The organism is Geopsychrobacter electrodiphilus DSM 16401, assembly GCF_000384395.1.
Taxonomy (GTDB): domain Bacteria; phylum Desulfobacterota; class Desulfuromonadia; order Desulfuromonadales; family Geopsychrobacteraceae; genus Geopsychrobacter; species Geopsychrobacter electrodiphilus.
In genome coordinates this window covers 1976318-1992075 of the sequence record NZ_ARWE01000001.1, presented here as the reverse complement: position 1 = coordinate 1992075, position 15758 = coordinate 1976318, and the positions used below count along the sequence as shown (strand labels likewise).

Here is a 15758-nt window from a genome sequence, read left to right as displayed (position 1 = left end):
GGCTAATATTTGTGCATATTTTAATTATACCTTCTTGGTACCCGAACGTATCAAATGATCTCAGTGGGGGTTTTTTTCGTGAGCAGGCGATCGCTTTGTCAAAAAATGGTGTGCTCACTGGGGTTCTTGTCCCAAGGGCACTTCCGAAAAAGCCCGAACTTTGGAAGAACTTTTATCGTGCACCTCATCTAATTATCGATGAGGGCGTCATAACTTATAGACCTTGGTGTATTTGTTGGTCTCGATGGCATTCAGGTAATTGGAACACACTTGTAAATAAATCTTTGCGTTGGTTTGACAATTATTGCAAGAGTAATGGTAGACCAGATCTAATACATGCACATTCAGTGTTTCCTGGTGGTCTCGTTGCTATGGCTATAGCGAAAAAGCATAAAATCCCTTTTGTGATTACGGAGCACTTCTCAGGGTTTGCACGAGGTCTCTTTTCACCCACTGATTTAGTCATCGCGTGTAACGTATTTTCATGCGCTGATGCTCTGATAACCGTAAGCGCTAATTTACTCCGTACCCTAGAAACCTCTTGTTCTTTTAGTTTCTCAAATGCGCGCGTTATACCAAATATTCTTTCGGACGGTTTTGCATTGTCTGCTCCTCAATCGGATCCATCAACAAAGGCTTTTACGTTCTTGAATGTCGCCAGCCTTGTCCCGATAAAATGTCAGGATCTTTTGCTTCGCGCGTTTGCGATGGCCTTTACTGAGGATACTGGTGTCACTTTACGCATTGGTGGGGTTGGCTCAGAGTTGGAGCCACTAAAGGCTCTGGCGCTGGATCTCGGCATTGCTGACCAGGTTGTTCTTTTGGGGAAACTAGATCGTGGTCAAGTGTTGCAAGAAATGGCAAATTGCCATTCATTTGTTCTTAGTAGTGAAATCGAGACCTTTGGTGTTGTGGTTATTGAAGCTCTTTCGCAAGGAAAGCCAGTTGTCTCGACAAAATGCGGGGGACCAGAAAACATCCTGCACGAGGGGAATGGCATTTTTGTAGAAAAAAACAATGTTGTGGCTTTGGCTGATGGATTAAAACGAATGAAGTTAGAATATCCTAGGTTTGATAGCGAGCTTATTCGTGGCGATTGTCTAAATCGGTTTAGTGTAGATGCTGTTTTAGAGCAATTGATGACTATATATTCGGATGTTATTCTGAGAAGGTCGAAATAAATGTATTCCTTCCTTGTAAATACCAATAGAATTATAAGAGGTATCTTTAGTCTGTCATATAGAGAATTTCGAAGATCAATTTCACGTTTTTATAAATTGGTATTGTACTATAAGAAATATCCCTATTGTGAAATATTAGGTAAAAATACAATTGACTCACAGGTTATATTGGGGCAGGGCGCAGTTTTAAGCTGTGTTGATCTAATTGGGCCAGTGTCAATTGGTCGGGCGACTATGATTAATGGGCCTACTAAGATTGTCGCACATGGAGATTCTGTGGTTAGCATTGGTGCTTTTTGTTCGATTGCTTCCGGTGTCCTCATTCGATGTGACAACCATCCGTTGCACACTCCAAGTACTTATTTGTGCCATCGAGGTCCTTTCGGCAGTCTTTTTGATAATAGTAGGATGGTCACAAAATCAATAAATATTGGTAACGATGTCTGGGTGGGGGCAAATGCAATAATTCTCCCTGGTGTAAAAATTGGTGATGGTGCTGTAATAGCCGCAGGTGCCGTCGTTGTTGGGGATGTTCCAAATTGGGCTATCGTTGGTGGTGTCCCAGCAAAAGTACTTAGTTTCCGATTTTCTGATGAAACTTGCAAAATTTTAAGTGACATCTCATGGTGGAATTGGGAATACGATATAATGTGTTTGAATAAAGATTTTTTCTCTCTGGATCTTGCCAGTTTAACTGTTTCTCAATTGTTGGAATACTGTCGTTTGAGAAGAATTATGCCTGAATAAAGTGAATAGGTAATATGAAAATTTAACTGCAAGCATTAGTTGCTTTATCATAAGTTTTAAGATTGTTATTAATAACATGACATAATAAATATCAGCTAAAAAAATGGTTTTTTTATGAAACCAAAAACACACTGCTTGATTATTCATAATCTATTTTTATCGCGTTTTAATTAAATTATTGTTAAACATATTTATTGCCATCAAATGGAACCATTTATCAAATGGAAAAAATTAATTTATTCATTTTTGCAGCACACCATTCTTCAGGAAACATCGCTTCACAAAGATTTAAATCTTTAACAAAATACTTAGACAAGGATATTTATAATATTCATATCCTTACTCGGCGTATTAATGGGAATCACCGGTCTAGAACTTACCTTGAAGATACTAATGTAACCGTACATACAATAGATGGGGATTGTGTCGGTAAACACTCGTCGCCACTTGTTGTATTAATCGCTTTTTTGTCAGCGTTTTTCAACGCACTTCCCTTTTCACTTTCACTGCGTTCAAGCTGGATTGTTAATGCTTTGGTCGTTGCTGAAGGCCTTTGTAGGGATTTTTTGGCAAGGGGTGAGAAATGCTTTATTATCGGCACTTACTCCCCTATCGATGCCCTGATTTGCTCTTGCTGTCTTTCTGCTAAAGTTAAAATACCGTTCTTACAAGATTTTAGGGATGGGTTTGTTTTTGAATCACTCGGGCGGAAGGGGGCTATTGCTTCCCGATTACGACCAGTTGTCGAAAAAAAGGTTGTTGGTAGAGCTAGCTTGGTTGCCAGCGTAAGTTCCGCGCTTGTTGAGGACTTTCGGCAACGATACCCTGACCGAAGGATTGAGCTGTTACCTAACGGTTATGACCCTGCTGAATTCACCACTTTGTTCCATGAAAATATATCTTCCGAAGCTCAAGGTATTATTGCAGACTTTCCTAAGGGAAAGATTATTATTGGGCATTTTGGGAGAGTTAGCGCCAGTGACCAGTCCAGCCTAAAGGCGTTCAACCACCTCATTAAATTTTTTAACTCAGCTCCGCAATTACTGAATTGTATCCATGTCATGTTCGCTGGAAATTTGACTTTTGATGAAATGGATCTTCTGAATAGTCTGGGTTGTTCACATCGCATGGTTCCCCATATTGATCGGAATATCGCCTTGGAATTGATGGTTCGATGCGATGTACTTCTTCTGATTACAGGTGACAGGGTAGGATGTGCAACTGGCAAATTATTTGAATATATGGCCACCGGTTTGGATATCGCTTGCTTCAGCGTTGTTTGGAATGAAGCCGGTAAGATACTTGAATCATCTAACTGTGGAAGAATTTTCCTGGGTGACGACAACGATCGCGCTTTGGCCTTTTTTGAGGAAATTATTTCAGAAAATCGTAGCGTGCCAATCTTGCCTCGTAAAATTGCGAAGTACAGCAGAAAATATCAGGCTGCCATTTTAAGCAGTTGGATACAGGAACTTTGTCCTTAGTTATAGTCGATGCGGTGATTTTTAATGTATATTTACTTAAATGTTTACTTTTTGATAGTGAAATAACTATATGATTTATCTTAACTAATTTGTGTTTTTACTAGTTAATGTTTTATATCATATAGTAACGGAGTATAAAGTTTTGATAGTCTGGAATTCAAAATACAAAGGCAAACAGCAAAATAAGATAATATTTTCTATATTGTCGTTTATGTTGTTGTTTTTGACTGTTGTTATACCAAATTCTTTGCAATTATTTACAGCTGCAATAATGTTTTTCTGTTTTATTTTATCAATATTCATAGTTACATTTAATAGAGAAATGAAAAATATTCTACATTTATATTTTTTTAGTGTAACGGTAACAATTATTTTTGTAATTGTCGGATTCATTTATGGGGCGCCATCAATTGCATCACAGCAAGTTTTAATTATTTATGTCTTGTCTCCATTGTTTTGGATATACATATCTACCGGAATAATTCAAGTTATTGGTATAGATAAATTGATAAATTGGTTTGTTGTGTTGACAATCCTTTGTTGTGTGTCGATATCTTTATATTTTTTTCTATTCATTACATATGGTTCAAACTCTATATCATTTTTTAAAGAATCTGGTAACCTCAATCTTAAAGATGGATATGCTGGAGCAACAATGTTTGTATATGGTTCTTTGATCTTTTTGGTTGGGGGATTTTTTTCTTCACCTGAAATTATCCGGAATAAACTTTTGAAGTTTTTATTGTTAGGAGCATTGTTATGTTCAGCACTCACATCAGGCCGGTCTGCACTGATTCTTTCTATTCCAGTCGGTATTTTAATTGGGATTCTATTTCCTTATAGAGATAAAATTGATATGATTGGAAGGATGAACACTACATTAAATATAAAAGTGGTGTTTATTCTTGGATTTTCTGGGATTGTGTCAGCTTTTCTTCTTAGCCATTTCACTGCAATAGATGTTATCTATTTATTACAGAACTTCATAAAGGATCTCTACACCGCTGGTGGAACCGCTCGATCAGAACAAGCTAATGCCCTCATTGTTGGAATCGTTGACTCCTTAGGTTTAGGTGTAGGGCATGGGATTGGTGTTGATTATGTGAGAAGTTATACATTTCCTTGGAGATATGAGTTAGTTTGGCTAGCCACCATTCTTAGGGTTGGTTGGGTAGGTGCGCTAGTTTATTCTCTCCCGTTTATATGGTATTTTAAGAAAATATATATCATCACTAAACGGAGAGAGTTGTTATCTTCTGACAAGTTTATGTTCTCTGGTTTTTTCTGTGCGTTTATCGCCTCTAATACGAATCCCTATATAGAGTCTTTTTCTTTTCAGTGGATGTATATAATCCCTTTGATAGCATTGTTTGCAAGACCTGTCATCTTGGAAGATTAGTCCATATGAATATCCTTTTTCTCACTCGGTACGGCCGTTTGGGTGCGAGTAGTCGAATACGTACGCTTCAGTATTTACCATATTTAGCTACTCTTGGGATTGATGTGATTGTTGAACCGTTGTTTCCCGATGAATACCTCAAAAGACTTTATGCTAAAGAACCTACCAATTGGATGGGCATATTTAAAGATTATTTGCATCGATTATTTTATTTAAGTACTGTACGTAAGTTTGATTTATTATGGATTGAAAAGGAACTATTTCCCAATTTGCCATCCTTCATTGAGCAGTTTTTGAATTCTCTTGGGGTTCGCTATGTTGTGGATTATGACGATGCAATTTTTCACGGATATGATTTGAGCAATAACCTATATAAAAAATTACTCTCTAAAAAAATTGATAAAGTCATGAATAGGGCAACCCTGGTCGTGTGTGGAAACGAGTACCTTGCTGCAAGGGCACGACAAGCAAATGTGAGACGGGTTGAAATATTGCCGACTGTAATTGATCTCAATCGTTATGAAGTTTTTGAGAAAGATATTAGCAACCAAATTGTTATTGGTTGGATTGGCTCGCCATCGACAGTTAAGTATCTTGATTTGCTAATACCTGCATTGAAGACTATATCATCGGAATTTCCAATTCAATTGCGTGTTATTGGTGCAAAGTTCGCAGAAAAGGATTTAGACGTTTCATGTCGCCTTTGGTCAGAAAAATCAGAAACCACCGAGATTCAAAACTTTGATATTGGGGTTATGCCCTTACTTAATTCCCCCTGGGAGAGAGGGAAGTGTGGTTATAAGCTCGTTCAATACATGGCTTGTGGTGTCCCAGTGATAGCCTCACCCGTGGGTGTGAATAGGGAAATTGTTAGGCATGGAGTTAATGGTTATTTGGCCGAAAGCACTATGGAGTGGGTGACAGCGTTTCGTCAAATTTGTTCAAATTCTCAGATGCGTCATTCATTGGGGTTGGAAGGAAGGCATACCGTTGAGGATCATTACTGTCTTCAGGTCACTGCCCCTCGTTTGGCTAGGCTATTAAAAGAAACTGCTAATCGTTAAACATGATTTGTTAAAAATAATGCGCTTGTGGAGGTTTGTTTGAGTAAAATTATTGTAATTGGTGCTCTGCCTGAGTCGTTGATTAATTTTAGAGGTGAATTGCTTAAGTCTTTTGTTGCCAATGGGCATGATGTTACGGCGATGGCTGGAAATGCTAGCGTTGTAGTCATAGAACAACTCGCTGAGATGGGTGTGGGTTTCAGGGCATTTCCTGTCCAACGCAACGGTTTGAATCCTGTAACCGATATTCGAACATATCTTGCTCTTCGCAAGGTGTTTAGGGAATCGCGCCCTGATATGGTCATGTGTTACACAATCAAGCCAGTGGTTTGGGGCGGTATGGCATTATTGGGCATGCCACGAATTAAATTCTATGCACTAGTAACAGGTTTGGGGTTTGCACTTCAGGCAGGTGGTTTTATCCGACGATGCCTAACAATGGTAGTAGTTTGGCTTTATCGCTTATCTTTATTAAAAGCAAAGAAAGTTATTTTTCAAAATCAGGATAATCGAGATTATTTTGTTTCACGAAAAATTGTAAATAAAAGTAGATGCGCTCTTGTTAATGGCTCAGGCGTTGACCTAAATAAGTTTGCATTAGTGCCATTGCCTTCTGACGGTATAGTGTTTCTTACGATTGGTCGATTGCTTGGTGATAAAGGTTTTCGTGAATATGTGTTGGCCGCTAAAATTGTAAAGGCTCGCTATCCCGAAGCAGTTTTTAGAATTGTCGGACCGCAAGATTCATCACCTGATGGCATACCAGATCATGAAATTAAGAAATGGAATGAAAGTGGAGATATCGAGTATTTTGGTGCGACTATGGATGTGCGTTCATTCATTTCAGATTGTCATGTGTTTGTCCTTCCGTCTTACCATGAGGGAATGCCACGCACGGTTTTAGAAGCCATGTCAATGGGACGCCCAATATTGACCACTGATGTGCCTGGTTGTAGGGAAACTGTTACTCCTGGCGAGAATGGTTACCTAGTGCCCCACGCAAATTCCCAGGCATTGGCAGAGCGAATGTTCTGGTTCCTTGAACATCGTGACCAATTGGTGGGTATGGGAGCTCGAAGCCGTATTCTCGCAGAGAAGAAATTTGATGTTCATAATGTTAATCGTAATATCATTAAGATTATGGAGCTTACATCAAAGGCTGAGATGACCAATGTATAAACGGATTTTTGATTTTATTTCTTCTACGTTTGTTTTTTTTGCGTTCCTTCCGATTATTGTAATGTTGATTATGTTGGTACGTATTCGGTTAGGTTCGCCGGTATTTTTTAGGCAAGTACGCCCGGGATTGGATGGACAACCTTTTCAAATTTACAAGTTTCGCACAATGACTAGTGATAGGGACGGACTTGGGAGGTTACTTCCGGATTTAAAGCGTTTGACAAAGTTTGGTCAGTTTTTACGCTCTTTTAGCTTGGATGAATTGCCGGGGCTGATCAATGTCATTAAAGGTGAAATGAGTTTAGTTGGCCCGCGCCCGCTTCTGATGGAATATCTCGACCGTTATACTCCCGAGCAGGCCCGCCGCCACGAAATGCGCCCCGGCATCACCGGCTGGGCGCAGGTCAATGGTCGAAACGCCATCAGTTGGGAGGAAAAGTTCAAGCTCGATGTTTGGTATGTTGACAATCAATCATTATGGCTTGATATGAAAATTCTCTGGATGACCCTTGCCAAGGTTTTTAAACGCGATGGGATTAGTCATGCGGGTGAGGCCACGATGACCGAATTTATGGGTTCTCCAAAAGGGGGTGAGTAAATGTCAAAAACTTTAATTGGTGTATATGGTGTAAGTGGTTTTGGTCGTGAAGTAATGCCTTTGGTACGTGAATCGCTTATGGAGGGGGTGCATGATGCCGAGTTGGTCTTTATTGATGACGGCTCGGAATTAACCCAGATGAATTCTTATCAAGTTATGAACTATGAAGGTTTTCGTGCAATGCCAGCGATTATTAAGTCGGTTGTTGTCGCAATTGCAAACAGTCAGGTTAGGCAAGTCATTTTCGAAAAACTGAAGAATGATGGTATCGGTATTCTGGATATCCGTGCGTCAAATGTTGTCATAATGGATGACGTTGTGATGGGTATAGGCTCGATCTTGAGCCCTTTTGTAACTCTAACCTCAAACATTAAAATCGGGGTAGGTTTCCAGGCGAACATTTATAGTTACGTAGCGCATGATTGTGTCATCGGAGATTTTGTGACCTTTGCGCCAGGGGTCATGTGCAATGGGAATATTGAAATTGCTGATTATGCTTATATCGGGACAGGTGCTGTTATTAAACAAGGTCGCCCCGGAAAACCTTTAACTATAGGTGAGGGGGCGATTATTGGGATGGGGGCTGTCGTGACGAAAAATGTACCTGCTGGTGTTACGGTTGTCGGCAACCCTGCAAGGCCTTTAACCAGAGACGGGCTGAAGGGGTAGCCGCAATGTCCAAAGAAACTTATTTCCCTATTGCTGAGATTGAAAAACTTGAAATAGGAATGTCTGCTTCTTATGCCCAGACAATAACCGAGGCAGATATTACGATTTTTGCAGGTGTGTCAGGTGATAAAAACCCCGCACATGTAAATGAGGAGTATGCCAGTGCATCCCGATATAAAAAACGTATTGCCCATGGCATGATTTCAGCGTCTTTTTTTTCAGGGATTTTAGGTACCAAATTGCCTGGTTCAGGTTGTGTCTATGCTGCACAGAATTTAATTTTTAAACGAGCGGTCTATATTGGTGAAACCGTTACCGCAACCGTGACAGTAACTGACATTGATCTCAGAACAAGGCGAGTGAAGCTTTCGACGGTTTGTGTAGTGAAAAAAAAGAAAGTTATTGATGGCGAAGCCGAAGTATTTATTCCCTAAATTGTCCTGCTTTTTTTAGAATTGGTATTTCCATGCTCAACACTCCTTTCGCTCCATGGCCATCCTTCACAAACGAAGAAGCCGATACCATTAAAAATATTCTACTCTCCAACAAAGTCAACTACTGGACCGGTACAGAAGGGCGCGAGTTCGAAAAGGAATTCGCGTCTTACTGTGGCGTTAAGCATGCCATTGCTTTAGCCAACGGTACCGTAGCGCTTGAGCTGGCATTGGACGCCCTAGGAATCCAATCCGGTGATGAGGTTATCACCACCAGCTACACATTTATCGCTTCAGCCAGTGCGATAGTCATGCGTGGGGCAATCCCGGTGTTTTCGGATGTCGACCTTGAAAGTTTAAACATCACAGCAGAAACTATCCGGGAAGTGCTGACGCCCAAGACTCGCGCGATTATTGCCGTGCATCTGGGTGGGAACCCCTGCGATATGGACCCGATCATGGCGTTGGCGCGTGAGCACGAACTGAAGGTTATCGAAGACTGTGCCCAGGCACATGGTGCGGTTTACAAGGGATGCCCTGTCGGTTCTCTCGGTGATGTTGCGGCTTTCTCGTTTTGCCAGGACAAGATTATGACGACTGGCGGAGAAGGGGGGATGTTGACCACCAATGACCAAGGTGTGTGGGAAAGGGCTTGGGCGTTTAAGGATCACGGCAAAAGTTTTGACGCGGTTTACAAGCGTGAGCATCCACCCGGGTTTCGCTGGTTGCATGAATCCTTTGGTACCAATATGCGGATGACGGAGATGCAGGCGGCGATTGGGCGTATTCAATTGCGGCGGTTACCGGAATGGAAAGCGACCCGCCAGCGTCATGCAGCAACACTGGCCGAAACATTCAAGCGAATGCCAGCCTTGCGCGTACTTGAGCCGTTAGAAAATTGCGAGCATGCTTATTATAAATATTATGTATTTGTTCGACCTGAATGCCTTAGACCAGGCTGGGACCGAGACCGAATTATGAGTGCGATCAATGCTGAAGGGGTCCCCTGTTATAGCGGTAGCTGCCCCGAGATCTATCTTGAAAAAGCCTTTACAGAAGCCGGTTATGGTCCGGCTTTTCGGTTACCCTATGCCAAGGCTTTGGGAGAAACCAGTCTCTTGTTTCTGGTTCATCCGACACTGGGCGAGGCGGAGATGAATTTGACTTGCCGGGTTGTTGAAAAAGTTATGGCTGCAGCGGCGAAATGAGAGATCTTTGTTGAAGGCGTTCAACCCTTTGGACGCAGAAAAAGCGGATAAAGTCTGATCAAATCTGATTCAGACAAATATAAAAATAACAGTTGACTGCTTTTCTTTGGAGTCATAATCCTTTGGACGCTGATTTGCGCTGAAATTATAGATCACTATTATTCATTAACTCATTTTGGAGGGTACATTTTGTTCACCATCGAGCAAATCACCAGTCGTAAAGCTAAAATCGCCGTAGTGGGATTAGGATATGTTGGTCTTCCACTAGCCGCAGCCTTTGGTCGCAAGGTGGATGTCATTGGTTTTGATATTCATGCGGGGAAGATTCAACAACTCGAGAGTGGCTATGATGCGACAGGGGAGCTGACTGCTGCTGATCTGGCGAGTACCCAAATTGATTACACCACCGATCCCTCACGTCTGGCTGAAGCCTCCTTTTTCATCGTCACCGTCCCGACCCCGATTGATGCCAATCGCAAGCCGGATTTAACCCCGGTCGAAGCGGCGAGTCGCACCATTGGCAAACATCTGACCAAAGGGAGTATCGTCGTATATGAGTCGACGGTCTACCCCGGCGTAACAGAGGATATTGCGGTGCCGATTCTGGAACGTGAGTCGGGTTTGAAATGCGGGGTTGATTTTTCGGTGGGGTATTCTCCCGAGCGGATTAATCCGGGGGATAAGGTGCACACGGTCGATAAGATCATCAAGGTTGTTTCGGGTCTGGATTCCGCAACTCTTGAAACCGTTGCCGGGGTGTACGAGCTGATCGTAACTGCCGGCGTGCATCGGGCGCCGAGCATCAAGGTGGCTGAGGCAGCCAAGGTAATCGAGAATACCCAGCGGGATTTGAATATCGCGTTGATGAACGAGTTGGCTTTGATCTTTGGCAGGATGGGGATTTCCACACGTGACGTGCTGGCGGCGGCGGGGACCAAGTGGAACTTTTTGCCTTTTACACCGGGTCTGGTCGGTGGGCACTGCATCGGGGTTGACCCTTATTATCTCACCTATAAAGCTGAGGCCATTGGTTACAATCCTCAGGTTATTCTGGCCGGTCGACGCATCAATGATGGAATGGGCAAGCATGTCGCCGAACAAACCGTGAAAAAGATGATCAGGGCCGACAAGACGGTTAAGCGCGCGCGGGTTTTAGTTTTGGGCCTGACCTTTAAAGAGAATTGCCCTGATATCCGCAATTCCAAGGTTGTTGATATCATCAATGAACTTAAAGACTACGGGATTGAGGTGTTGGTTCATGATCCCATGGCCGATGCCGCTGCGGCTATGCATGAATATGGTCTGGAGTTGACCGGGCTTGACGGACTGGCTGCCGTGGATGCTGTTGTTTATGCTGTGTCTCATGATGCTTTTAAATCGCTTTCGGCGAAAGACCTGGCTGGTCTGTGCTGTAATGGCAATGGTTGCGGGGTGGTGATGGATGTTAAGGGAGTTATGACGCGCGCTGCGGTTGAGCAGGTTGGTTTGAAGTATTGGAGTCTTTGAATTTGAGGTTTGTAGTGGTTCGAGGAACGAGGTTCGAGGTTTGCGAACAAAGGTTTGAGGAACGAGGAGCTAGGATCGAGGTTTAATAAACCTTTAACCTCGAACCTTTAACCGCGAACCTCGCCCCTAACACTTATGAGAGGGGGGGGCATGCGCTTTGAGGATTTGGATGTTTGGAAACGTGCTGCGAGGTTGAGTGCGGATATTTATAAAGAGTTGAGTAGTTTAAAGGACTATGGATTTCGGGATCAAATTACGCGTTCCGGCCTATCTGTCCCGAGCAATATCTCTGAGGGGTTTGAGAGAGAATCACCGAAGGACTGTGTTAAGTTCCTTCTGTACGCGAAGGGCTCTTGCGGTGAACTGAGGACCCAGATCTACATCGGCATGGATATTACCTATATTGCGGCAGATAAAGGGAAGTGTTGGATCGCTGAGACGGAAGATATCTCGAGGATGATCGGCGGATTAATCAAGACAAAAAGAAGATTTTTGGATCAGGTTAAAGGTTAAAGGTTAAAGGTTAAAGGTTAAAGGTTAAGCCTCGGACCGAGCCTGTAAAATATTTTGTGTAAATGGTCCCAGTCGGTTACAACCCGTAACCACTGGAGGAACTGATGACCATACCCGACGATATGCTCGATGCCCTGATGAAGAACTACAAGAATCCTGAAGATCTCATCGGAGAAACTGGGCTTCTGAAACAATTGACCAAGCAACTACTGGAACGCGCTATGACGGCCGAGATGACTGAACATCTTGGCTATGAAAAGAACGCACCTGCTGGCAAAAAGACCAGCAATTCACGTAATGGCAGCTACCCAAAGCGCATCAAGGGTGAATTCGGCAATCTCGATATCGCCGTTCCCCGTGACCGGGATTCCAGCTTCGAGCCGGTGATTCTTCCCAAGGGTCAGAGCCGTTTCACTGGCTTCGATGACAAGATCATCGCCCTCTATGCTCGAGGAATGACCACTCGTGACATTCAGGCACACCTGGAGGAAATCTACGGCGTAGAGATCTCTCCAACGCTGGTCTCTCAGGTTACCAAGGCCGTTACAGAAGACGTCGAGCAGTGGCAGAATCGACCGCTTGACGAGATCTATCCCATCGTCTATCTCGATGCTATCCGCATCAAGGTGCGCCAAGATGGGCGGGTCATCAATAAAGCTGTCTATCTGGCCATCGGGGTCAACCTCGACGGCCTCAAAGAAGTCCTTGGACTTTGGACCGCCGATACCGAAGGGGCAAAGTTCTGGCTCCAGGTGGTCACAGAGCTTAAAAACCGAGGAGTCAAAGACATCTTCATCGCTTGCGTTGATGGACTCAAGGGGTTTCCTGAAGCCATTGAAACCATCTTCCCTGACACACAGGTTCAGCTTTGCCTGGTGCACATGGTACGGAACAGCTTGAACTACGTGTCTTGGAAGCAGCGCAAAGACGTTGCTGCCGACCTGAAAGAAATTTACCGGGCTCCGACCTTGGAGCAGGCCGAAATCCAACTTGAGCAGTTCGAAGCCAGGTGGAACGCCAGTCATCCGGACATCGGGAAATCCTGGCGTCAAAACTGGGAGCGGATAACCCCACTGTTTTCCTACCCACCAGAGATTCGTAAGGCGATCTATACGACCAATGCTATCGAATCGGTTAACATGTCACTGCGCAAGGTCACGAAGAATCGGGGTTCGTTCCCTAGTGATGCCTCGATGCTCAAACTGCTCTACCTAGCTCTACAAAATATCTCGAAGAAGTGGACCATGCCGATTCACAACTGGAAATCGGCCCTGAATCAATTTACGATCATCTTTGAAGACCGGATGCCAACACTCTGACCGACGGGCCGTTTACACAATCTGCTTTACAGGCCCCTCGGACCTCGGACCTTTAACCTCTGACCTTTCTTCGTTTACCCCTAAAACTTGGCCAATCCTGTGGTTTTTCTAGCGACAGAAGCGAAACGGCTGATGTAAGATATATCTCCTTTATTTTTGAATGATGATATAAATTTCGAATTATCCGAGGGGTTTGTCTTGAAACAGCTTTTTAAAGAACATCGCTTTTGGATTATTGTTGGTTTTAAGATTGCGGTCATCGCCGCTTCACTTCTTTTGGCCTACCTGTTTCGTTTTGATTTCGCGTTCACACGTGTTCCCTGGTCGCATTACCTGCAGTTTCTCCCCTTTTTGATCGCAATCAAGCTGGCTATCTTCTGGTGGCAGGGGACCTTTCGCGGTTGGTGGCGATATGTCTCCATCGCCGATGTGGTCGATCTGGGTCGGGCCAACTTTTTCGCCTCCATAGCCTTCATCCTCTATGTAGTCTTCATCCACCGTCTCGACGGTATCCCGCGTTCGGTGCTGTTTCTCGATGGGTTCATTTGTTTCTCTATGATGGCAGGCGCGCGTTTTTTGACCCGCGCGGTTCGCGAAAATTACCTGCCGATGCAGACGCAGCGGCGCAACCAGACGCTGCGCACCCTGATCATCGGGGCGGGTTTTGCCGGGCAGGCCATTGCCAAGGAGATTCGCCAAAACCCTGATCTGCCGCACAAGGTGGTCGGGTTTATTGATGATGATCCTGAAAAAAAGGGCCGCAGATTCGCCGGTTTTTCGGTGCTTGGTAACCATGATCAGCTGGAAGAGCTGGTTCGACGGACCAGGGCAGAAGAGTTGATCATCGCTATCCCTTCGGCGACCGGTATGCAGATTCAGGATATTGTCGGGCACTGTAAGGATCTGGGCCTGCGCTTTAAGACCCTGCCGGGGATGGGCGACCTGATCGATGGGCGGGTTACGATCAAGCAAGTGCGGGATGTTTCGCTGGATGATCTTTTAGGGCGTGAAGTGGCCCACCTGGAGGTAAATCGTATCAGGGCCTTTCTGGAAGGGAAGCGGGTGCTGGTCACCGGGGCTGCCGGCAGCATCGGCAGTGAGATCTGTCGTCAGGTCGCGCGCTTCAATCCTCACAGCCTGGTGCTGTTCGATCACGCCGAGTCGCCGCTGTTTGCTATCCATAACGAGATGGGGGAGAGCTATCCGGGGCTGCATCTGACCGCCATCGTCGGTGACGTTCGCGACCGGGCGCGGGTGGAGAGGGTCTTTGACGAGGCCCAGCCGCAGGTGGTTTTTCATGCCGCCGCCTACAAGCATGTGCCGTTGATGGAGCATAATCCCGCCGAGGCCGCCAACAATAATGTTCGCGGTACGCGGGTGGTTGCTGACACCGCCCACGCCGCCAAGGTGGAGAGCTTCGTGATGATCTCCACCGACAAAGCGGTCAACCCGACCAACGTGATGGGCGCCACCAAACGTGCGGCCGAGCTCTATGTGCAGTCTCTGGCGCGGCGCAGTTCGACCCACTTTGTCACGGTGCGCTTCGGTAACGTGCTCGGCAGCGCCGGCAGCGTGGTGCCGACCTTCACCCGCCAGATCGCCGCAGGCGGCCCGGTCACCGTTACCCACCCCGAGATCACGCGCTTCTTCATGACCATCCCCGAGGCGACCCAGCTGGTGCTGCAGGCCGGCAGCATGGGGCAGGGCGGTGAAATCTTTCTGCTCGACATGGGCGCACCGGTGAAGATCGTCACCCTGGCCGAGGAGCTGATTCGCCTGTCAGGCTTTATCCCCTACGAAGATATTCAGATCAAATTCACCGGTCTACGCCCCGGTGAGAAGCTTTACGAGGAGCTCCTGATTGAAGGCGAGGGGATCAAACCTACCAGCCACGAAAAGATCATGGTCGCCGAGGCCACCCTGATCGACCCCCTAATTCTGGAGAAACAGCTGGAAGAACTCTATCAGCTGCAGCGCGACCTCGACCTGCCTGGTATCCTCGCCAAACTCCGCGAAATCGTCCCGGAATTCAAACCTGAAAATGGTGGCGCTTCGGCCCATAATGGAAAAGGCCCCAAGGTTTATGTTTCTGCGGACACGGAGAACGAAGAGGTTCATCAGGGGTTAAAGGCTTGAAACCTTTTCACCACAGAGGACACGGAGAACACAGAGAGGGGCAGGGCAAGGACTTGGGTTTTGCCAAGGGCTAAACACCTTGATTTACAGGGATGAAGGGGATGCAAGGGATAGGTCTGGTGCCAAGCACAATGCGGATCACTGGTTTTGATCTATCCTGTTTATCCCTTTCATCCTTGTGAATAGAAACTGGAAGGGGCTGCCTTTTACTCTTGACGGTTTGTATCTGAGTTCATAACCTTTGGGACGCGGAAAGAGCGGATAAATTCTGATCACATCTGATTAAACCTATGGCTCGGGTCAATGGCTAAACACCTTGAT

Annotated in this window: 14 protein-coding genes; all 14 read left to right on the top strand. The window is 45.1% G+C overall.

Annotated features, from left to right (window positions below):
* Positions 1 to 11 precede the first annotated feature (11 nt).
* The 14 genes from D888_RS0109485 to D888_RS0109425 all read left to right on the top strand — a co-directional run bounded on the left by D888_RS0109485 (position 12) and on the right by D888_RS0109425 (position 15437).
* Positions 12 to 1181 carry a glycosyltransferase gene (locus D888_RS0109485; protein ID WP_026362318.1) on the top strand — a complete coding sequence of 390 codons (1170 nt, stop codon included), beginning with the start codon at positions 12 to 14 and terminating at the stop codon, positions 1179 to 1181.
* Positions 1182 to 1928 carry a DapH/DapD/GlmU-related protein gene (locus tag D888_RS24750; RefSeq protein ID WP_083928826.1) on the top strand — a complete coding sequence of 249 codons (747 nt, stop codon included), beginning with the start codon at positions 1182 to 1184 and terminating at the stop codon, positions 1926 to 1928. It abuts the gene before it with no gap.
* Positions 1929 to 2149: 221 nt separating this feature from the next.
* Positions 2150 to 3412 (top strand): glycosyltransferase family protein, encoded by a 1263-nt coding sequence (locus tag D888_RS0109480; protein WP_020676312.1) that lies wholly within the window; start codon positions 2150 to 2152, stop codon positions 3410 to 3412.
* 142 nt (positions 3413 to 3554) lie between these two features.
* Positions 3555 to 4811, top strand: coding sequence for a hypothetical protein (locus D888_RS21225; RefSeq protein ID WP_020676311.1), 1257 nt, complete (start codon positions 3555 to 3557; stop codon positions 4809 to 4811).
* A gap of 5 nt (positions 4812 to 4816) precedes the next feature.
* On the top strand, positions 4817 to 5875 hold the full coding sequence (locus D888_RS0109470) for a glycosyltransferase family 4 protein (protein ID WP_020676310.1): 1059 nt from the start codon (positions 4817 to 4819) through the stop codon (positions 5873 to 5875).
* A 39-nt stretch (positions 5876 to 5914) separates the two neighbouring features.
* Entirely contained in the window at positions 5915 to 7054 is a 1140-nt protein-coding gene (locus D888_RS0109465; protein ID WP_020676309.1) for a glycosyltransferase family 4 protein, read from the top strand.
* Positions 7047 to 7652 (top strand): sugar transferase, encoded by a 606-nt coding sequence (locus tag D888_RS0109460; RefSeq protein WP_020676308.1) that lies wholly within the window; start codon positions 7047 to 7049, stop codon positions 7650 to 7652. The genes D888_RS0109465 and D888_RS0109460 overlap by 8 nt, the downstream gene beginning before the upstream one ends.
* Positions 7653 to 8321, top strand: a complete 669-nt coding sequence (locus D888_RS0109455) for a PglD-related sugar-binding protein (RefSeq protein ID WP_020676307.1) — start codon at positions 7653 to 7655, stop codon at positions 8319 to 8321. It abuts the gene before it with no gap.
* A gap of 5 nt (positions 8322 to 8326) precedes the next feature.
* A complete protein-coding gene (locus D888_RS0109450; RefSeq protein WP_020676306.1) occupies positions 8327 to 8755 on the top strand; it encodes a MaoC family dehydratase in 429 nt (142 codons plus the stop codon).
* A gap of 32 nt (positions 8756 to 8787) precedes the next feature.
* Positions 8788 to 9963, top strand: coding sequence for a DegT/DnrJ/EryC1/StrS family aminotransferase (locus D888_RS0109445; RefSeq protein ID WP_020676305.1), 1176 nt, complete (start codon positions 8788 to 8790; stop codon positions 9961 to 9963).
* A gap of 189 nt (positions 9964 to 10152) precedes the next feature.
* A complete protein-coding gene (locus D888_RS0109440; protein WP_020676304.1) occupies positions 10153 to 11469 on the top strand; it encodes a nucleotide sugar dehydrogenase in 1317 nt (438 codons plus the stop codon).
* Between the two features lie 150 nt (positions 11470 to 11619).
* Positions 11620 to 11982 carry a four helix bundle protein gene (locus tag D888_RS0109435; protein ID WP_020676303.1) on the top strand — a complete coding sequence of 121 codons (363 nt, stop codon included), beginning with the start codon at positions 11620 to 11622 and terminating at the stop codon, positions 11980 to 11982.
* A 104-nt stretch (positions 11983 to 12086) separates the two neighbouring features.
* Positions 12087 to 13301 (top strand): IS256 family transposase, encoded by a 1215-nt coding sequence (locus D888_RS0109430; protein WP_020676302.1) that lies wholly within the window; start codon positions 12087 to 12089, stop codon positions 13299 to 13301.
* 198 nt (positions 13302 to 13499) lie between these two features.
* Positions 13500 to 15437, top strand: a complete 1938-nt coding sequence (locus D888_RS0109425; protein WP_026362316.1) for a polysaccharide biosynthesis protein — start codon at positions 13500 to 13502, stop codon at positions 15435 to 15437.
* Positions 15438 to 15758: the final 321 nt, after the last annotated feature.